Below are 18,908 nucleotides of genomic sequence, written 5' to 3' on the forward strand. Positions count from 1 at the left end.
GCCCCGTCCGAACACCGGACGGGGCCCTCCTGTGGCGTGGCGAAGCAGCGATCAGTGGTGGCCGTGGCCGCTCGTGATCTCCCGGTACTCCTCGACGGTGGGCTTCGGGATCTGGGCGCCCTCGCCGTAGTAGGCGTCGCTCAGCTTGGCGCGCAGCTTCTCGGAGCCCTTCACCTTGCGCTCGACACCGTTCTCGTCGACCGTCGGGCCGAGCTCGACCGGCTTGTACTGCTCGTGCGCCGTGAGCGTGTACATCTGCTCCTGGCTGAGCGGCTCGTGCACCTCGATGAACTCGCCGTGCGGCAGGCGCTTGATGATGCCCGACTCGCGGCCGTGCAGCACCTTGTCCTTGTCCCGGCGCTGCAGGCCGAGGCAGATCCGCTTGGTGATGACGAACGCGATGACCGGTCCGGCGAAGAACCCGATCCGGACGAACCAGGTGACCGCGTTGATCGACAGGTGGAAGTGCGTGGCGACGATGTCGTTGCCACCGCCGATCAGCATGATCATGTACGCCGTGATCCAGGCGACACCGAAGGCGGTGCGGGTCGGAGCGTTGCGCGGCCGGTCGAGGATGTGGTGCTCGCGCTTGTCCCCGGTGATCCACGACTCGATGAACGGGTACAGGGCGATGATCGCGAGGAACAGCCCGAACAGGACCAGTGGGATGAACACGCCCAGGACGAGCGTGTGGCCCCAGAAGTTGATCTCCCAGCCCGGCATGGCGCGGACCAGACCCTCGGCGAAGCCCATGTACCAGTCGGGCTGGGCGCCCGTCGACACCTGGTCGGCCCGGTAGGGGCCCAGGGCCCAGATCGGGTTGACGGTGAAGAGACCGGCGATGGCCGCGATGACACCGAAGACCAGGAAGAAGAAGCCTCCGGCCTTGGCCATGTAGACCGGCAGCAGCGGCATGCCGACGACGTTCTTGTTGGTCCGTCCGGGACCCGCGAACTGCGTGTGCTTGTGGTAGAAGACCAGGATCAGGTGGCCGACCACGAGCCCGAGCATGATGCCCGGCAGCAGCAGGATGTGGATCGAGTAGAACCGGGCGACGAAGTCCGTGCCCGGGAACTCCCCGCCGAACAGGAACATCGAGATGTACGTGCCGACGATCGGCATGGACAGGATCGCGCCCTGCGTGAAGCGGACACCGGTGCCGGAGAGCAGGTCGTCCGGGAGCGAGTAGCCGGTGAACCCGGTGAACATGCCGAGGACGAACAGCAGGAAGCCGAACAGCCAGTTGATCTCGCGCGGCTTGCGGAACGCGCCGGTGAAGAAGACGCGCATCATGTGCACGAACATGCCGGCGAGGAAGATGATCGCCGCCCAGTGGTGGATCTGCCGGATGAGCAGACCGCCGCGGACGTCGAAGCTGATGTCCAGCGTGGAGGCGTACGCCTCACTCATCAGCACGCCCTGCATCGGGACGTAACTGCCGTGGTACTCCACCTCGTTCATCGACGGGTGGAAGAACAGCGTCAGGTACACACCCGTCAGGATGATGATGATGAAGCTGTAGAGGCAGATCTCACCCAGCATGAAGGACCAGTGGTCCGGGAAGATCTTGCGCATGTTGGCCTTGGCCAGGGAGTAGATCCCCAGGCGGCCGTCGGCCCAGTCGGCGACCCGCTCTCCGGCGGGCGCCTTGCGGCGTGTCTGTGCAGTGCTCATCCGCGCTCCCAGAAAGCAGGGCCGACGGGCTCTTCGAAGTCGCCGAGCGCCTCGAGGTAGCCCTCGTCGTTCACGCCGATGCGGAGCTGCGGCAGGGCGTGACCGGCGGGGCCGAAGATCACTCGGGCACCGTCGGAGAGGTCGAAGGTGGACTGGTGGCAGGGGCAGAGCACGTGGTGCGTCTGCTGCTCGTACAGGGAGATCGGGCAGCCGACGTGGGTGCAGATCTTCGAGTACGCGACGATGCCCTCGTGCGACCACTCGAGCTCGCGCTTGTCCTTGATGTTCTCCGGCTGGATCCGGACGATCATCAGGGCGGCCTTGGCGATCTCGTTCTGGAACCCGTGGTCGTGCTCCTCCAGGCCCTCGGGCTTGGCGAAGGTGAGCGAACCGACGGCGACGTCCGAGGGACGCAGCGGCTGGTTCGTGTTCATGTTCACGAGCAGCTTGCCCTTGGACCACAGCGTGTGGCGGAGCTTCTCGCCGGGCAGCGGGCCGAGGTCGCGCAGCAGCACGACACCGGAGAGCGGCACGAGCGTGAGCGCGCCGAGCATGGTGTTGCGGATCAGCTTGCGGCGGCCGAGCGCGGACTCCTTGGCACCCTGCTTGAAGTCCGCGAAGACCTTCTCGCGGACCTCGGGGGTGGCCTCGATCGGGTGCCGCTCGTCGGCGATCTCCACGTCCGACATCAGGGTGCGCGCCCAGTGGACGGCGCCCGCGCCGATGCAGAACAGCGCGATGCCGAGCGTGAGGCCCAGCGCGAAGTTCAGGGCGCTGATGTGGCCGAGCGGGAAGATGTAGACCGACTTGTCGACCGGGATCGCCACGAACGCGGCGATGAAGGCGATGGTGGCCAGCATCGACACCGTGAACATCAGGGCGACCGAGCGCTCGGACCGCTTGGCGGCCCGCTCGTCGATGTCCTGGATCCGGTGCTCGTGGGGCGGCAGGCCCGGGTCGGCGAACGGGTGCTTCTCGTCCGCGACGCTGACCACGCCGTGCTCGTCGTGTCCTGCGGACTGCGCGGCGGGCAGGTTCTCTTCTGGAATGTCTTGGCTACTCATGACTTCTTGGCCTTTGCGGTCCGGGCGGCGACCCACACGGCGACGGCGATCAGCCCGCCGAGACCGAAGATCCAGCCGAAGAGGCCCTCGCTGACCGGTCCGAGACCGCCCAGTTCGAGGCCACCGGGGTTCTCGGTCTTCTCGCTGTTGACCGCGTCGAGGTACGCGATGATGTCCTGCTTGTTCTTCACCGACAGCGTGGTGTCGGGGAAGGACGGCATGTTCTGCGGGCCGGTCTGCATGGCCTCGTAGATGTGCTTCGGGGAGACGCCCTCGAGGCTCGGCGCGTACTTGCCGTGCGTGAGCGCACCGCCCTTGCCGGTGAAGTTGTGGCACTGCGCGCAGTTGGTGCGGAACAGCTCACCGCCCTTGGCGATGTCCGCGCCCTCGGGACTGTACTGGTCCTCGGTCGGGACGGCCGGACCGGCGCCCAGCGAGGCGATGTACGCCGCGAGCTGGTCGATCTCGGCCTGGGTGTAGATGTTCTTCTTCTTCGGGACCTGCGGACCCTGGGAGGTGGCGGCCGGCATACGGCCCGTGCCCACCTGGAAGTCGACGGACGCGGCGCCCACACCCACCAGGCTCGGGCCGTCGGAGGTGCCCTGACCGCCGGTGCCGTGGCAACTGGCGCAGCCGACGGCGTAGAGCTTCTTGCCCTCCTCGATGGTGAGGGACTGGGCGGATTCGTCGGCCTGCGCCTTGCTCGCGGGTGCGAACGCGGCGTACAGCCCCCCGGTGCATGCCAGCGCGAGGAGTAGGACGACGAGCGCTGCCATCGGGTGGCGTCGTCGTGCGGAGAGCTTTTTCACGGATTACCCCGGTGTCAGGATCTTCTGCGTCGATGCTTCTGGGATGCGCGCCTCGTCGGGCGCGGCGGATGCGGGCCCTGCTACTTGATCATGTAGATCGTGGCGAAGAGGCCGATCCAGACGACATCGACGAAGTGCCAGTAGTAGGACACGACGATCGCGGCGGTCGCCTGCTCGTGGGTGAACCTCCGGGCCGCGTAGGTCCGGCCCAGGACCAGCAGGAAGGCGATGAGACCGCCCGTCACGTGCAGGCCGTGGAAGCCGGTGGTCAGGTAGAAGACCGAGCCGTACGGGTCGGACGAGAGGGACAGGCCCTCGTGCTTGACCAGCTCGGTGTACTCGAAGACCTGGCCTCCGATGAAGATCGCACCCATGATGAAGGTGACGATGAACCACATCCGGAGCTTCTTCACGTCACCGCGCTCGGCGGCGAAGACGCCGAGCTGGCAGGTGAGCGAGGAGAGCACCAGGATCGTGGTGTTCGTCGCCGAGAACGGGAAGTTCAGGGCATCGGCCTTCTCCTGCCAGAAGTCAGGACCGGTCACCGATCGCAGGGTGAAGTACATCGCGAAGAGGGCCGCGAAGAACATCAGCTCGGAACTCAACCAGATGATGGTCCCGACGCTGGTGAGGTTCGGCCGGTTGACCGACGGGTGCGCGTGCCCGGTTTCTACTGTCGTTGCTGTCGCCACGACCGACATTATGTCGGTCGCTTATCCCGCCCTCACTCCGGGGGGTGCCGTTCGGAGTGTCTAAGCCGGTCGTACCGGTGTTGACGTGGTGTTCAAGGGAGTAGCATCCGGCCCAACGGGCCTGTCCTTACGACGCTGACGTCACGGAGGAACAATGCAGCCGACCGCCACGGTGCTGGTCTACAGCGACGACTCCAACACCCGCGAACAGGTGCGGCTCGCGACCGGCCGCCGCCCGGCTCCGGACGTCCCAGTGGTGGAGTTCGTGGAGTGCGCGACCCCGGCGGCGGTGATCAAGGAGCTGGACCGGGGCGGGATCGACGTCTGCGTGCTGGACGGGGAGGCCGTGCCCATGGGGGGCATGGGCGTCTGCCGGCAGATCAAGGACGAGATCTTCGACTGCCCTCCGGTGCTGCTGCTGATCGGGCGGCCGCAGGACGCCTGGCTGGCGACGTGGAGCCGGGCCGAGGCGGCGGTGGCGTTGCCGGTGGAGCCGGTGGAGTTCGCCTCCGCCCTGGCCTCCCTGCTGCGGGAGCGGACGGCTCTGGACACCCAGGGCGTCTAGACGCTCTGCGGGCGCAGGCGGGCCCTGTCCGCCGGGGTGGGGCCCTCCGGGGTCCCGCCGACCAGCGCGCTGCCGGTGCGCCACTTCGTCCAGTCGAGGTTCCAGTCGCCGTAGCCGTTGCCGAAGGGGGCCATGGTGTCGCCGGCGGAGTTGACGACCTTGACGATGTCGCCCTCGCGGATGTTCTCGTAGAACCAGGCGGCGTTCTCGGTGCTCATGCCGGTGCACCCGTGGCTGACGTTGGCGTAGCCCTGGGAGCCGACGGACCAGGGGGCGGCGTGGACGTACTCGCCGCTGTTGGTGACGCGGACCGAGTGGTGGACGATCAGGTCGTAGAAGTCCGAGGCGCCGATGCTGGCGCTGGTCATGCGGACGGTGCCCTCCTTGGCGAGGACGACCTTGACGCCGTTGCGGGTGTCGTAGCCGGGCATGCCCGTGGTGACCGGGATCTGGCGGACGACCTCGTCGTTCCTGTAGACGGTCATCTGGTGGGCCGCGGCGTCCGTGACGGCGACGACCTTGTCGCCGGTGGTGAGGGTCAGCGGCTTGGCCCTGCCGCCCCACATGCGGTCGCCGATCTTGATGCCCTCCAGGTTGCTGCGGATTTGGATGGTGGCCCGGGCGGGCCAGTAGTCCTTCGGGCGGTAGTGGAGCTTCCTGTCGTCCACCCAGTGCCAGGCGCCGTCCGTGGCGGGCGTGGAGGAGACCTTCAGCGCGCGTTCGACGACGGCCCGCTGGGCCTTGTCCCGGACCGGCCGGCTGAGCTCGGCCGTGATGGGCTGGCCGACGCCGTAGGTGCCCTGCTTGGGCCCGAAGGTGACGTCCAGGTGCTTCTTGGTGGCCGGCCTGCCGGTGTCGAAGGTGAGGACCTTGCGGCCGGGTGCGCCGTCCTCGTCCTCGGTGCTCACCCGGACCGTGTAGCTGGCGTTGGCGGCCAGCGGCGAGGTGCTGTGCCAGCGGCGTCCGTCGGCGGCGAGCTCGCCCGCCACGTGGCGTCCTGACGCGTCCTGGGCGGTGACGTCGGTGATGCGTCCGTCGGAGTCCTCGGCGACGACCTCCAGGGGCTTGTCCGGGTCGGCCTTCCCGCGGCCGCCGTCCGGGGCGTTGAAGGAGATCTGGTCGGCCGCGTCGTAGGGACGGGCGGAGAGGGGGTTGCCGTCGGAGCCGCAGGCGGTGGCGCCCGCGCAGAGGGCTATGACCAGCAACGTGCAGCTGACGGCAGTGCGGGGGCGGGGCATCGCTGTGTGGCTCATGGCCTCACGCTAGGAAGCCGCGTCAACCGTGGCACGCCGACTGACTCGTACGAGTGACATGGATTGCGTCGGAAGCAGGAGCCGCACGAACAGGGGCCCGGACGCTCCTCACGGAGTGTCCGGGCCCCTGCGGCGCTCGGTGCGGGCTACTGGGTGCGGTTCTCACCGCGGTAGTACTCGAAGACCCAGCCCCAGATGCCGATCAGGATGATCGGCAGCGAGAAGTACATCAGCCACCAGCCGATGGCGACGGACAGGAAGGCCAGGGCGCCACCGACGGCCAGGGAGAGCGGCTGCCAGCTGTGCGGGCTGAAGAACCCGACCTCGCCGGCGTCGTCGGCGACGTCCGCCTCCTTGTCGTCCTGGGCGCCCACGTCGACCCGCTTGGCCGTGAAGCCGAGGTAGAAGCCGATCATGATGGCCAGGCCGAACGACAGGAAGAGGGCCGTGGTGCCGGCCGGCTCCTTCGACCACCAGCCATAGACGATCGCCATGACGAGGATGAAGACGCTCAGCCACATGAACATCTTGCCCTGGATCTTCACTTGCCGGCCTCCTTGCCGCCAGCCAGAGCCTTGTCGCCGTGGCCCACGTTCTCGAGCTGGTCGAGGGCGGCGATCTCCGGGTGGTGCAGGTCGAACGCCGGGGATTCACTGCGGATCCGCGGCATGGTGATGAAGTTGTGGCGGGGCGGCGGGCAGGAGGTGGCCCACTCCAGGGAGCGGCCGTAGCCCCACGGGTCGTCGACGCCGACCGGCTTGCCGTACTTGGCCGTCTTCCACACGTTGTAGAAGAACGGCAGGATCGACATGCCGAGCAGGAAGGAGCTGATCGTCGAGATCGTGTTCAGCGCGGTGAAGCCGTCGGCCGCCAGGTAGTCGGCGTACCGGCGCGGCATGCCCTCGGCGCCCAGCCAGTGCTGCACCAGGAACGTGCCGTGGAAGCCGATGAACAGCGTCCAGAACGTGATCTTGCCGAGGCGCTCGTCCAGCATCTTGCCGGTCCACTTCGGCCACCAGAAGTGGAAGCCGGAGAACATCGCGAAGACCACGGTGCCGAAGACGACGTAGTGGAAGTGGGCCACCACGAAGTACGAGTCGGAGACGTGGAAGTCCATCGGTGGCGAGGCCAGGATGACACCGGTCAGACCACCGAAGGTGAAGGTGATCAGGAAGCCGGTGGCCCAGAGCATCGGCGTCTCGAAGGACAGCGAGCCCTTCCACATGGTGCCGATCCAGTTGAAGAACTTCACACCGGTCGGGACCGCGATGAGGAACGTCATGAAGGAGAAGAACGGCAGCAGCACACCGCCGGTGACGTACATGTGGTGCGCCCACACCGTCACGGACAGGCCCGCGATGGCGATCGTCGCGCCGATCAGGCCCGTGTAGCCGAACATCGGCTTGCGGGAGAAGACCGGGATGACCTCACTGATGATGCCGAAGAACGGCAGCGCGATGATGTACACCTCGGGGTGGCCGAAGAACCAGAACAGGTGCTGCCACAACAACGCGCCGCCGTTGGCGGAGTCGAAGATGTGGGCGCCGAACTTGCGGTCCGCCTCCAGCGCGAACAGGGCCGCGGCCAGCACCGGGAAGGCCAGCAGCACCAGCACACCGGTCAGCAGCACGTTCCAGGTGAAGATCGGCATGCGGAACATCGTCATGCCGGGTGCGCGCATGCAGATGATCGTGGTGATGAAGTTGACCGAGCCGAGGATGGTGCCGAAGCCGGAGAAGGCCAGACCCATGATCCACATGTCGGCGCCGATGCCCGGGGAGCGGACCGCGTCCGACAGCGGGCTGTAGGCGAACCAGCCGAAGTCGGCCGCGCCCTGCGGGGTGAGGAAACCGCCCACCGCGATGAGCGAGCCGAACAGGTACAGCCAGTAGGCGAACATGTTCAGCCGCGGGAACGCCACGTCCGGCGCGCCGATCTGCAGCGGCATGATCCAGTTCGCGAAGCCCGCGAACAGCGGCGTCGCGAACATCAGCAGCATGATCGTGCCGTGCATCGTGAACGCCTGGTTGAACTGCTCGTTCGACATGATCTGCAGACCCGGCCGGGCCAGCTCGGCGCGCATGAACAGCGCCATCACGCCACCGATGACGAAGAACGCGAACGACGTCACCAGGTACAGCGTGCCGATCGTCTTGTGATCCGTCGTCGTCAGCCACTTGACCACGACACTGCCGCGGTTCTGGCGCCGGACCGGCAGCTCGTCCTCGTAGTGGGACCCTGCTGCCGCGGCACTCTGGGGTTCGTTGAGGATGCTCACAGGATGTTCGCCTCCCGGTTCCTCTCGTGTTCCGTCTGCTCGATCCCGGAAGGCACGTAACCGGTCTGGCCCTTCTCGGCGAGCTCCTTCAGGTGCTGCTCGTAACGCTCCGGGGAGACAACCTTCACGTTGAACAGCATCCGGGCGTGGTCGACGCCGCAGAGCTCGGCGCACTTGCCCAGGAAGGTGCCCTGCTTGTTGGGAGTCACCTGGAAGGCGTTCGGGTGGCCCGGGATGACGTCCTGCTTCATCAGGAACGGCACCACCCAGAAGGAGTGGATGACGTCACGCGAGGTCAGCACGAAGCGGACCGTCTTGCCCTCGGGCAGCCACAGGGTGGGGCCGGGGTTGCCGGTCTGCGGGTTGCGCTCACCCGGCGTGCCGCAGTTGTAGACACCGCCGGCGTTCGCCGGGAAGTCCTTCTTGAAGCGTTCCGGCACCGCCTCCAGCTCCGGGGACTTCTTGGCGTCACCCGTGGAACCGGCGACCGGCTCGATGTAGTTGAAGCACCAGCTCCACTGGAAGCCGACCACGTTGACCGTGACGTCGGGCTTCTTCTTGAGGCTGAGCAGCTCGGACTCGTCGCGGGCGGTGAAGTAGAACAGCACCGAGACGATGATGAGCGGGACGACCGTGTACAGCGCCTCGATGGGCATGTTGTACCGGGTCTGCGGAGGAACCTCGACCTTGGTGCGGCTGCGCCGGTGGAAGAAAGCACTCCACAGGATCAGACCCCACACCAGCACGCCGACGGCGAGCGCAGCCGCCCAGGACCCCTGCCACAGGGAGAGGATCCGCGGAGCCTCTTCCGTGGTCGGGGTGGGCATACCAAGGCGGGGGAAGTCTTCCCAGTTGTACGAGCAACCGGTGGCTGTCGCCAAGACCAGGCCCGCGGTCAGTGCCTGCAGCAGCTTCCGCCGCATCGGGCGCCGCGGCGAGCGGTCGGAGCCGTTGGGACTCACGTAGCGCCTTCCCGAGAGTCTCGCCCGCGCGGATCGGCTGCGGCCTGGCCTTCTCGCTGGTCGGTCGCCGCCCTGCGTCGGGCAGGGGTTTGGATGTTTATGCGGACCAAACCCTAGCCGACGCCCTCCGGGGGTTCTCGGGGAGGGGTGCCTAGTGGGGTGGGTGGTTCGCTGGTTTGGCGGCTGCGGGGTGTTTGCGGTTGTTCGCGCAGTTCCCAGCGCCCCTGGGGGTCCGCCGCTCGCCCGGACGTTCTAGCGTTGCGGTGTGGCCTACTTCGACGCTGCTTCCGCTGCTCCGCTCCATCCCGTCGCCCGCCAGGCGCTGCTGGCCTCCCTGGACGAGGGGTGGGCGGACCCCGCCCGGCTGTACCGGGAGGGGCGGCGGGCCCGGATGCTGCTGGACGCGGCGCGGGAGGCGGCCGCCGAGGCGGTGGGGTGCCGGGCGGACGAGCTGGTGTTCACCTCGTCCGGGACCCGTGCCGTGCACGCGGGCGTCGCGGGCGCGTTGGCCGGCCGGCGGCGGACCGGGCACCACCTGATCGTGTCAGCGGTCGAACACTCTTCGGTGCTTCATTCGGCCGAGGCGCACGAGGCGGCGGGCGGTTCGGTCACGCAGGTGGCGGTGGACCGGAGCGGGGCGGTGGATCCGGCGGCGTACGCCGACGCCCTGCGCGCCGACACCGCCCTGGCGTGTCTGCAGTCGGCCAACCACGAGGTGGGGACCGAGCAGCCGGTCGCCGAAGTGGCCCGGGTGTGCCGGGAGGCCGGGGTGCCGTTGCTGGTGGACGCGGCGCAGTCGCTCGGGTGGGGGCCGGTGGACGGTGACTGGTCGCTGCTGACCGCCAGCGCGCACAAGTGGGGCGGCCCGTCCGGGGTCGGGCTGCTCGTGGTGCGCAAGGGGGTGCGGTTCTCGGCGCAAGGGCCGGTGGACGAGCGCGAGTCGGGGCGGGCGCCCGGCTTCGAGAACCTCCCGGCGATCGTGGCGGCGGCCGCGTCCCTGCGGGCCGTACGGGCCGAGGCGGCCGCCGAGGCCGCGCGGCTGCGGGAACTGACGGAGCGGATCCGGACCCGGGTGCCGCGGCTGGTGCCCGACGTGGAGGTGGTCGGCGATCCGGTGCGCCGGCTGCCCGGCGTGGTCACCTTCTCCTGCCTCTACGTCGACGGGGAGGCGCTGCTGCACGAGCTGGACCGGGAGGGTTTCTCCGTTTCGTCCGGATCGTCCTGCACGAGCAGCACCCTGACGCCCAGCCACGTGCTGCGGGCGATGGGAGTGCTCAGTGAGGGAAATGTGCGGGTTTCGCTGCCGGCGGGGGCGGCCGAGGAGGACGTGGAGAGGTTCCTGGAGGTGCTGCCCGGCGCGGTGGCGGCGGTTCGGGAGAAGCTCGGTGCCCCCACCGCGGCGGTCGCCCGCGAGGAGGACGTCCTCGTCGTGGACTCCCTCGGCAAGCGCTGCCCGATCCCCGTCATCGAGCTGGCCAAGGTGATCGGCGACGTACCGGTGGGCGGCCTGGTCCGGGTCCTGTCGGACGACGAGGCGGCGCGGCTGGACATCCCGGCGTGGTGCGAGATGAGGAACCAGCAGTACGTGGGGGAGGAGCCGGCGGACCGGGGGGTCGCGTACGTGGTCCGCCGGGCTACCTGAAGCAGTTCGGGGGCGCGGGGCCGTCCCGGCCCGCGGCCGGGGTCCCTCACCCGAGGTGTGCCCGGACCTCCGCGGCCGCCTCGTCCCCGTACGCCTTGGTGAAGCGCTCCATGAAGTGGCCCCGGCGCAGCTGGTACTCCTGCGTCCCCACCGTCTCGATGACGAGGGTCGCCAGCATGCAGCCGACCTGAGCGGCGCGCTCCAGGGAGACGCCCCAGGCCAGACCGGAGAGGAACCCGGCGCGGAAGGCGTCGCCGACGCCGGTGGGGTCGGCCTTGCGCTCCTCGTCCGGCGTGCCGACCTCGATCGGTTCGTCGCCGGCCCGCTCGATGCGGACGCCCCGGGCGCCGAGGGTGGTGACCCGGTGGCCGACCCGGGAGAGGATCTCCTCGTCGCTCCAGCCCGTCTTGGTCTCGATGAGGCCCTTCTCGTACTCGTTGGAGAAGAGGTACGTCGCCCCGTCCAGCAGGATGCGGATCTCCTCGCCGTCCATCCGGGCGATCTGCTGCGAGAAGTCGGCGGCGAACGGGATGGACCGGGCGCGGCACTCCTCGGTGTGCCGGAGCATGGCCTCCGGGTCGTCCGCGCCGATGGAGACCAGGTCGAGACCGCCGACCCGGTCGGCGACGGTCTTCAGCTCGATGAGGCGGGCCTCGCTCATGGCGCCCGTGTAGAAGGAGCCGATCTGGTTGTGGTCGGCGTCGGTGGTGCACACGAAGCGGGCGGTGTGCAGCGTGTCGGAGATGCGGACGGAGTCGGTGTCGACGCCGTGCCGCTCCAGCCAGGCCCGGTACTCGTCGAAGTCCGCGCCGGCGGCGCCGACCAGGATCGGCCGGGTGCCGAGCTGCCCCATCCCGAAGGCGATGTTCGCGGCGACGCCGCCGCGGCGGACGTCGAGCTTGTCGACCAGGAACGACAGCGAGACCGTGTGCAGCTGGTCCGCTACGAGCTGGTCGGCGAAGCGGCCGGGGAAGGTCATGAGGTGGTCGGTGGCGATGGAGCCGGTGACTGCGATGCGCACGGCGAGGATTCTCCTGGAGAGGGAGGCGGGCCTTGACGCTTCACGCTATCGGGTGGGCGGGCCGCGCTGAAGGCAGCGAAACTACCCGATAGTAGATCTTTCTCCGTGAGTCCCGGCGTGCATACGGTGCCGGTATGACGAACCTCAAGGTCCAGCCCCCTGTTCCGGTCGATCTCGAAGGCGAGCTGGCGTCGCTGCCGGGATACGGGGCGCGGATGGCTCCGCACTGGGCGGTGCCCGACCGGGGGGCCGCCCGGCCGGTCTCGCCGGCCCTGATCCACGGTGTGACGGTACCGCCGTCGTCGGCGCGGCTGCTCGACGCCATGGCGGATTACGGGGACTGAGCGGCGCACGCCCGGGAACCGCGAGCTCCCCCGCTGCGTCCCATCGCCGTCCCCCGTAAAGGGGAGGCGGGATACGACCCACCGACGGCCCTGATTCCGGGCGGGCCGGGTCCCATGGGACAGCTGTGCAGCAGAAGGAGCGATGCGGTGAACACCGAGCGACCCGACCACGACGACGCCAGGGAAGCGGGCGCCGCCGGTACCGCGGACGTCCCGGAGCCGGGCGGGGCGGAGCCCGCGGCCCCGGAGTCCACCGGGTCCGACGGGTCCACCGGGTCCGACGGGGTTGCCGCGTCCGCGGGGACCGACGGGGTGGGCGAGTCCGCAGCGACCGGCGGCGCCGTGGACGCCGCCGGGACGCCGGGTGCCCGTACGCGGGCCGACGCTGACGCGGAGGCCGTGCGGGTTGCCGACGCGGCGGCCGTGCGGGCCGCTGACGTCGAGGGGGCGCGGGTCGCTGATGCCGAGGCCACGCGGGCCGCAGACGCCGAGGCGGCCGAGTCGCCCGGTGTCGCGGGCGGTGCGGCTCGGGAGGGTGACAGCGCCCCGGAGAGCCACGACGGCGCGGCCCCGGCAACGGAACGCGCCACGGCGGCGGACAACACCGGCGCCGGCCCGGCCCCGGCCGGCGACACCGGCCCGGACGGCTCCGGGGGCGCGGAAGCCGGTCCCGGTCCCGGTCCCGGTCCCGCACCGGACAGCACGGAGACCGGTGCCGGTCGCGGCCCCGTCTCTGCGGGCGAGAGCGGAAGGGACACTTCCGGTAGCGCGGAAGCCCGTCCCGGCTCCGGCCCGGGCGCGGTCCACGACCTGCCCCGTGAGGCCGGGGACCAGGTGCGGCAGGGCGGGGGGCGGCGGCCGCGTACGCCCGCGATCATCGCCTCCGTCGCCGCCGCCGTGCTGCTGATCGGCGGTGGCGGGGCCTGGCTCGCCTCCAACGCGTCCGGCGGCTCGGGCGGTGGGACGACGCCCGGCGCGTCGGACGGGGACGGCGCTCCCCCTCCGCTCGCGCTCGACGGGTACACGGACTCCACGGACGGCGGCAACGGCGTCGCGCCGGGTGAGCCCAACCCCTACGGCGTCACCTACCGGGTCGGCGGCACCCTGCCGAAGGGCCCCGGCGAGGCCCCGGTGTACCGGGCGCTCGGCGAGGTCGCCGCGGCCGACGTGACCCGGCTGGCCAGGGCCCTCGGCGTCGAGGGGACGCCCGTCGCGCAGGGCGACGTCTGGAAGATCGGCGGCCAGGACGGCTCGGGACCGACCCTGCAGGTGAACCGGCAGGCGCCGGGTACCTGGACGTTCAGCCGGTACGCCCCGGGCACCGACGACTGCAAGGGCACCGACACCTGCGCCGCCCCGCGCAGCGGCGGCACCCCGGTGGGCGAGGACGCGGCGGAGGAGGCCGCGGCGCCGGTGCTGAAGGCCTTGGGTCAGGACGACGCGAAGGTCGACGCGAGCCAGGTCATGGGCGCCCAGCGGGTGGTGAACGCCGCCCCCGACGTCGGCGGACTGCCCACGCACGGCTGGACGACCGGGATCACCGTCGGTGCCGACGGTTCGGTGGTCGGCGGCAGCGGTCAGCTCAAGACTCCGGTGAAGGGCGACACCTACCCGGTGGTCGGCGCGGAGCGGGCGCTGAAACTGATGGAGGGGCGGCCGAAGAGCGACCCCCGCGCGGGCATCGGCGGCTGCGCGAGCCCCGTGCCGCTGGAGGAGGGCCGGGAGGACCCCTGCGGGCCGTCGGCGAGCGGCACCCCGCAGCGGGACACCGTGACGGTCCGGGACGCGGTGTTCGGGCTGGCCGCGCACGTCGTGGACGGGCGCCAGGCGCTCGTGCCGTCCTGGCTGTTCGAGGTGACGGCGCCGGGCGCGAAGGATCCTTTCACCGTGACGTACCCGGCGGTCGACCCGGCGTACCTGGCCTCCCCGGAGCCGAGCGAGCCGAGCAAGCCGGGCGAGCCGGGCGACCGGCCGACGTCCGACGGGCCGCGCGAGGTGAAGGCGGACGGCTACCGGGCCGAGGGCGCGGAGCTGACCGTGACGTTCACCGGCGGGGTGTGTGCCGACTACGACGTGACGGCAAAGGAGAAGGACGGCGAGGTGAAGGTCACGGTGACGTCGACGGCCTGGCCGGACGCGGTCTGCATCCTGATCGCCAAGCAGTTCCAGAAGACGGTGCAGCTCGACGAGCCGCTCGGCGACCGGAAGGTCGTGGACGCGGACGGCGAGGCGGTCCCGCTGGCCAAGGAGGGCGCGCGGCTTCCGGCGCCCCCGACGCGCCGGTGAGGAGGAGCGCGGCCGGCTGAAGGGCGCCACCGGTGCAGCGCGAAGGCGGCGGCCCCGTCGGAGGGGGCCGCCGCCTTCGTCGTGTCCGCTGCCGCCGCGGGGCGGCCGGGCGGCTCAGCTGAAGGAGTCGCCGCAGGCGCAGGAACCCGTCGCGTTCGGGTTGTCGATCGTGAAGCCCTGCTTCTCGATGGTGTCCACGAAGTCGATCGTGGCACCGCCCAGGTAGGGGGCGCTCATGCGGTCGGTGACCACCTTCACACCGCCGAAGTCCTTCTCCACGTCTCCGTCGAGGGAACGCTCGTCGAAGAAGAGCTGGTAGCGCAGGCCGGAGCAGCCGCCGGGCTGGACGGCGACGCGCAGCGCGAGGTCGTCGCGGCCTTCCTGGTCGAGCAGCGCCTTGACCTTGGACGCGGCGGCGTCGGTCAGGATGATGCCGTCGGTGACGGTGCTGGTCTCGTCCGATACGGACATCTACATCTCTCCCGGGTTGTACGGAGACTGCTTGCCGACGGTTCCAACCGGCGGGGCCGCGGATTCATTCCGCGCCCGGCGCTCGATCTCGGCTCCTTTTCATGCTCGCACACGCGCCGGGAACCGGAAAACGCCTCTTTCCCGGTCCTCGCGGGAATGAACGGCGGTCCGCCGGGATTCACGTCACACAGACGCTATGGGCATCGTCAAAGTGACGTGAAGCGGTTATGATAGATAGCGTCAAATCGACGAAAAGTCGCCGGAAACAGAAAGGGTGCGTGTCGTGACCACCGCCCAGACCCAGGAGCTCGACGTACAGCCGACGCCCCTCGCCCTGCTGCTCCTCGGCCGCGAGGCCGACCCGAGGAGCGAGCGCGGCGTGGAGTGTCCCGGCGACCTGCCCTCCCCGTCCGACCCGGACCTGGTGGAGCGCGCGCGCCGGGCGAAGGAGAAGCTCGGGAACAAGGTCTTCGTGCTCGGCCACCACTACCAGCGCGACGAGGTCATCCAGTTCGCCGACGTGACCGGTGACTCGTTCAAGCTGGCCCGGGACGCGGCGGCGCGCCCGGAGGCCGAGTACATCGTGTTCTGCGGTGTGCACTTCATGGCGGAGTCCGCGGACATCCTGACGTCCGACGACCAGAAGGTCGTGCTGCCCGACCTCGCCGCCGGCTGCTCGATGGCCGACATGGCGACGGCCGAGCAGGTCGCCGAGTGCTGGGACGTGCTGACCGAGGCCGGGATAGCCGAGCAGGTCGTGCCCGTCTCGTACATGAACTCGTCCGCCGACATCAAGGCGTTCACGGGCAAGCACGGCGGCACGATCTGCACCTCGTCCAACGCCAAGCGGGCCCTGGACTGGGCGTTCGAGCAGGGCGAGAAGGTGCTGTTCCTGCCCGACCAGCACCTCGGGCGCAACACCGCGGTCCGCGACATGGGCATGTCCCTGGAGGACTGCGTCGTCTACAACCCGCACAAGCCCAACGGCGGCCTGACCGCCGAGGAGCTGCGCGCGGCGAAGATGATCCTGTGGCGCGGCCACTGCTCGGTGCACGGCCGCTTCAGCCTGGACTCCGTCAACGACGTGCGCGAGCGCATCCCGGGCGTGAACGTCCTGGTGCACCCCGAGTGCAGGCACGAGGTCGTGGCCGCGGCCGACTACGTCGGTTCGACGGAGTACATCATCAAGGCCCTGGAGGCCGCGCCGGCCGGCTCGAAGTGGGCCATCGGCACGGAGCTGAACCTGGTCCGCCGCCTGGCGAACCGTTTCGCGCCGGAGGGCAAGGAGATCGTCTTCCTCGACAAGACGGTCTGCTTCTGCTCGACCATGAACCGCATCGACCTCCCCCACCTGGTGTGGGCCCTGGAGTCCCTGGCCGAGGGCAAGCTGGTCAACCGCATCGAGGTCGACAAGGAGACGGAGGCGTTCGCGAAGCTGGCGCTGGAACGGATGCTGGCCCTGCCGTAGCCCTCGCGACTGGTGCGGCTCACCCCGGGACGGGTTTCCGGTCGGGGTGGGCCGGGTCGAGGGTGAAGACGTCGCCGTCCGCGGTGACGACGACCGGGGCGCCCTCGTGCAGGAGCACTTCCGAGCGCGACCAGCCCTGGTTCGTCACCCGCCGGGCGCGCGGCAGGATCTCCCACAGCAGCGTGCCCTTCGCCGTGTCCAGGGCGGCGACCCGGCCGCTGGCGCTGGACAGGTAGACCACGCGGGCACGCGGGTCGTGGGTGACGTCGCTGGGCTGTTCGAGGCTCGTGCGGGTCTGCCACAGCCGCTCTCCGGTGCGGGCCGACACCGCGGTGACCTGCCCGGAGGACGTCGCGAACCACAGGGTGCCGTCCGAGAGCGTCGCGTTGCCCTCGAACCGCTCCGCCAGCTTCGTCACGTGTGCCTCGCCGGTGTCCGGATCCAGCAGCCGGATCCCGGCGAACGCCTCGTCCTGCTCGTCCTCGGTCGGTTCGAGGAACAGCAGACGACCGTCGAGGCCGCCGACCAGGGTCCTGCCGCTGGGCACCGTCAGACGCCGTGCGGAGCCGTCGGCCGGGTCCGGCCCGAGCAGGATCGTCTCGTCGGAGGCGACCGAGTCGGGGGCGCACTCCAGGTAGCGGTTGTCGACGGTGGCCGCCGGACGGCAGTACTGCCCCTCGGGCAGGGGCGCCGTCCAGCGCTCGTCGCCGGTGCGCGGCGAGCGGGCGGTCACCGAGCGGCCGCCGTCGTCCGGGACGATCACGAGGTCGCCCGAGACGTACGGGCGTACCGCCTCGACGTTCACCGTGCGCTGCCACAGCCGCTTGCCCGTCCGGGCGTCGAGGGCGGCGACCGTGACCTTGACGTCGTCCCCGCGGTGGGGAGTGTAGATCTGCTCGACCAGCAGCGCGTCGTCCGTGAGGCCCAGTACGGAGAAGCTGTACGCCCCCTCGCCCGTACCGGGCGGCAGCACGTCGGCGCGCCAGCGGGCCCTTCCCGTCAGGGCGTCCAGACGCACGGGCAGGATCCCGTCGCCGGCGCAGTAGACGGCGCCCTCGTACACCTCGCACGCCGGGCCGCTCATCGTCCCGGCGTCGGCGATGCCGTCTCCCTCCTTCACGCCCCGCGCGGCGGTGGCGTACACCGTGGTCTGCCAAGGGCTCCATCCGGCCGGGACGGTCGTCCAGCGGGAGGGCGTGGAGCCGGTGGTGCCCGTCCCCGTGCGGGAGTCGTCCTCGCCGCGTCCGGGCCCGAGCAGCAGATAGCCCGTCAGGCCGAGCGCGAGGGCGGTCGCCGCAGCGGCCGTGGCCCGCAACCGCCGGGCACCGCCCCGGCGTTGCCCGGAAGCCGGGGGGCCGGGGTCGGCGACCGCGGCGGGCCGGGTGCTGACCAGGGCCGCCTCGTCCCTGCGCAGTGCCACGGTGGCCTGGTCGTCCGGGCTCGTCTCCGGCAGCGCGGTCACGAACTCCGAGGCCAGGTGGTCCAGTCCGGGCCGGTCCGCGGGGTCCTTGGCGAGGCAGCGCTCCAGCAGCGGGTGCAGGGGCTCCGGGACGCCGTCCAGGACGGGCGCGTCGTGCACCACCCGGTAGGCCGTCAGATAGGGGCTGTCGGCGTCGAAGGGGCCGCGGCCGGTGCTCGAGTACACGAGCAGGGCGCCCACGGAGAACACGTCGGAGGCCGGGCCCACCGAGCGGGCGTCGGTGAGCTGCTCCGGCGACATGAACGGCGGGGTGCCGATCATCTGGCCGGTCTCGGTCAGGGTGTGGTGGTTCTCGGCCGCGCGCGAGATGCCGAAGTCGATGACGCGCGGGCCGTCCTCGGCCATCAGCACGTTCGCCGGTTTGAGATCCCGGTGCACCACCCCCGCCCGGTGGATGTCCCGCAGCGCCTCCACCAGTCCGAGCGCCAGCCGGCGCAGTGCGGTGCCGCGCAGCGGGCCCTGTTCCCGGATCAGCGCCGCGAGGGAGGGTCCGGGCACGTACTGGGTGGCCATCCAGGGCCGGACCGCCTCCGGGTCGGCGTCCAGGACCGGTGCGGTGAAGGCGCCGCTCACCTTGCGGACGGCCTCGATCTCCTGGCGGAAGCGGGCGCGGAAGACCGCGTCCTCCGCGTACTGGGCGTGCACCACCTTCACGGCGACCTCGCGCCCCGAGCGGGCCCGGCCGCGGTAGACGACCCCCATGCCCCCGGACCCGAGGCGCCCGACCAGCTTGTACCCGCCGACCGACTTCGGGTCGTCCTTCTGCAGCGGCACGCCCGGTTCCTCTCCCCCGCCATGCAGTCCGGGTCAGGATACGTAACGGCGACACGGCGGAGGCCGGGGCCCGAACCGATCCCTCCGGTTCGGGCCCCGGCCTCCGGGCCGCGTGTCGTACGGGC

16 protein-coding genes are annotated in these 18,908 nt (G+C 70.4%); 5 read left to right on the forward strand and 11 right to left on the reverse strand.

The features are described 5' to 3' along the window. Positions 1-51 precede the first annotated feature (51 nt). From qcrB to ctaE, 4 genes are all read right to left on the reverse strand, one after another. On the reverse strand, positions 52-1,674 hold the full coding sequence (qcrB, locus tag AC07DA_RS10210) for a cytochrome bc1 complex cytochrome b subunit (RefSeq protein ID WP_479126392.1): 1,623 nt from the start codon (positions 1,672-1,674) through the stop codon (positions 52-54). After that, a complete protein-coding gene (qcrA, locus tag AC07DA_RS10215) occupies positions 1,671-2,738 on the reverse strand; it encodes a cytochrome bc1 complex Rieske iron-sulfur subunit (RefSeq protein ID WP_479126394.1) in 1,068 nt (355 codons plus the stop codon). The genes qcrB and qcrA overlap by 4 nt, the downstream gene beginning before the upstream one ends. Continuing rightward, on the reverse strand, positions 2,735-3,547 hold the full coding sequence (gene qcrC / locus AC07DA_RS10220) for a cytochrome bc1 complex diheme cytochrome c subunit (RefSeq protein ID WP_479126396.1): 813 nt from the start codon (positions 3,545-3,547) through the stop codon (positions 2,735-2,737). The genes qcrA and qcrC overlap by 4 nt, the downstream gene beginning before the upstream one ends. A gap of 80 nt (positions 3,548-3,627) precedes the next feature. Then, on the reverse strand, positions 3,628-4,248 hold the full coding sequence (gene ctaE / locus AC07DA_RS10225; protein ID WP_309095172.1) for an aa3-type cytochrome oxidase subunit III: 621 nt from the start codon (positions 4,246-4,248) through the stop codon (positions 3,628-3,630). A gap of 145 nt (positions 4,249-4,393) precedes the next feature. Here ctaE and AC07DA_RS10230 point away from each other — a divergent pair, with 145 nt between their 5' ends. After that, positions 4,394-4,804 carry a response regulator gene (locus AC07DA_RS10230; RefSeq protein WP_479126398.1) on the forward strand — a complete coding sequence of 137 codons (411 nt, stop codon included), beginning with the start codon at positions 4,394-4,396 and terminating at the stop codon, positions 4,802-4,804. Here AC07DA_RS10230 and AC07DA_RS10235 read toward each other — a convergent pair. The 4 genes from AC07DA_RS10235 to ctaC form a co-directional block, all read right to left on the reverse strand. Beyond that, the gene (locus tag AC07DA_RS10235) at positions 4,801-6,057 is read right to left on the reverse strand and encodes a L,D-transpeptidase (protein ID WP_479126400.1); all 1,257 of its coding nucleotides are present in this window, start codon (positions 6,055-6,057) and stop codon (positions 4,801-4,803) included. The two genes, AC07DA_RS10230 and AC07DA_RS10235, sit on opposite strands and share 4 nt — an antisense overlap. Positions 6,058-6,203: 146 nt before the next feature. Then, positions 6,204-6,602, reverse strand: a complete 399-nt coding sequence (locus tag AC07DA_RS10240) for a cytochrome c oxidase subunit 4 (RefSeq protein WP_479126402.1) — start codon at positions 6,600-6,602, stop codon at positions 6,204-6,206. Further along, the gene (ctaD, locus tag AC07DA_RS10245; RefSeq protein ID WP_479126404.1) at positions 6,599-8,335 is read right to left on the reverse strand and encodes an aa3-type cytochrome oxidase subunit I; all 1,737 of its coding nucleotides are present in this window, start codon (positions 8,333-8,335) and stop codon (positions 6,599-6,601) included. The genes AC07DA_RS10240 and ctaD overlap by 4 nt, the downstream gene beginning before the upstream one ends. Next, a complete protein-coding gene (ctaC, locus tag AC07DA_RS10250; RefSeq protein WP_383336613.1) occupies positions 8,332-9,297 on the reverse strand; it encodes an aa3-type cytochrome oxidase subunit II in 966 nt (321 codons plus the stop codon). The genes ctaD and ctaC overlap by 4 nt, the downstream gene beginning before the upstream one ends. A gap of 265 nt (positions 9,298-9,562) precedes the next feature. Here ctaC and AC07DA_RS10255 point away from each other — a divergent pair, with 265 nt between their 5' ends. Next, complete coding sequence (locus AC07DA_RS10255; protein ID WP_479126406.1) at positions 9,563-10,939, forward strand: aminotransferase class V-fold PLP-dependent enzyme; 1,377 nt, start codon at positions 9,563-9,565, stop codon at positions 10,937-10,939. Positions 10,940-10,985: 46 nt separating this feature from the next. Here the strand turns inward: AC07DA_RS10255 and AC07DA_RS10260 are convergent, their stop codons facing one another. Then, entirely contained in the window at positions 10,986-11,960 is a 975-nt protein-coding gene (locus AC07DA_RS10260; RefSeq protein WP_479126408.1) for a carbohydrate kinase family protein, read from the reverse strand. 134 nt (positions 11,961-12,094) lie between these two features. Here AC07DA_RS10260 and AC07DA_RS10265 point away from each other — a divergent pair, with 134 nt between their 5' ends. Next, positions 12,095-12,304 (forward strand): hypothetical protein, encoded by a 210-nt coding sequence (locus AC07DA_RS10265; RefSeq protein ID WP_479126410.1) that lies wholly within the window; start codon positions 12,095-12,097, stop codon positions 12,302-12,304. 810 nt (positions 12,305-13,114) lie between these two features. Further along, positions 13,115-14,590 carry a hypothetical protein gene (locus tag AC07DA_RS10270; RefSeq protein ID WP_479126721.1) on the forward strand — a complete coding sequence of 492 codons (1,476 nt, stop codon included), beginning with the start codon at positions 13,115-13,117 and terminating at the stop codon, positions 14,588-14,590. 114 nt (positions 14,591-14,704) lie between these two features. Here AC07DA_RS10270 and AC07DA_RS10275 read toward each other — a convergent pair whose 3' ends face one another. Further along, complete coding sequence (locus tag AC07DA_RS10275) at positions 14,705-15,061, reverse strand: HesB/IscA family protein (RefSeq protein WP_010037217.1); 357 nt, start codon at positions 15,059-15,061, stop codon at positions 14,705-14,707. Between the two features lie 283 nt (positions 15,062-15,344). Between AC07DA_RS10275 and nadA the strand changes: the two genes are divergently transcribed. Then, complete coding sequence (gene nadA, locus AC07DA_RS10280) at positions 15,345-16,529, forward strand: quinolinate synthase NadA (RefSeq protein WP_479126413.1); 1,185 nt, start codon at positions 15,345-15,347, stop codon at positions 16,527-16,529. 19 nt (positions 16,530-16,548) lie between these two features. On the opposite strand, the gene AC07DA_RS10285 is transcribed toward nadA, so the two are convergent. Beyond that, positions 16,549-18,783 (reverse strand): protein kinase domain-containing protein, encoded by a 2,235-nt coding sequence (locus tag AC07DA_RS10285; protein WP_479126415.1) that lies wholly within the window; start codon positions 18,781-18,783, stop codon positions 16,549-16,551. Between the last annotated feature and the right edge of the window lie 125 nt (positions 18,784-18,908).

The organism is Streptomyces sp. NPDC044921, from assembly GCF_056432865.1.

Excerpts from the sequence above, each read along its gene's own strand:
- qcrA (WP_479126394.1), bottom strand. The coding sequence starts at position 2,738 with ATGAGTAGCCAAGACATTCCAGAAGAGAACCTGCCCGCCGCGCAGTCC.
- AC07DA_RS10265 (WP_479126410.1), top strand. The coding sequence starts at position 12,095 with ATGACGAACCTCAAGGTCCAGCCCCCTGTTCCGGTCGATCTCGAAGGC.
- AC07DA_RS10230 (WP_479126398.1), top strand. The coding sequence starts at position 4,394 with ATGCAGCCGACCGCCACGGTGCTGGTCTACAGCGACGACTCCAACACC.
- AC07DA_RS10235 (WP_479126400.1), bottom strand. The coding sequence starts at position 6,057 with ATGAGCCACACAGCGATGCCCCGCCCCCGCACTGCCGTCAGCTGCACG.
- ctaE (WP_309095172.1), bottom strand. The coding sequence starts at position 4,248 with ATGTCGGTCGTGGCGACAGCAACGACAGTAGAAACCGGGCACGCGCAC.
- qcrB (WP_479126392.1), bottom strand. The coding sequence starts at position 1,674 with ATGAGCACTGCACAGACACGCCGCAAGGCGCCCGCCGGAGAGCGGGTC.
- AC07DA_RS10275 (WP_010037217.1), bottom strand. The coding sequence starts at position 15,061 with ATGTCCGTATCGGACGAGACCAGCACCGTCACCGACGGCATCATCCTG.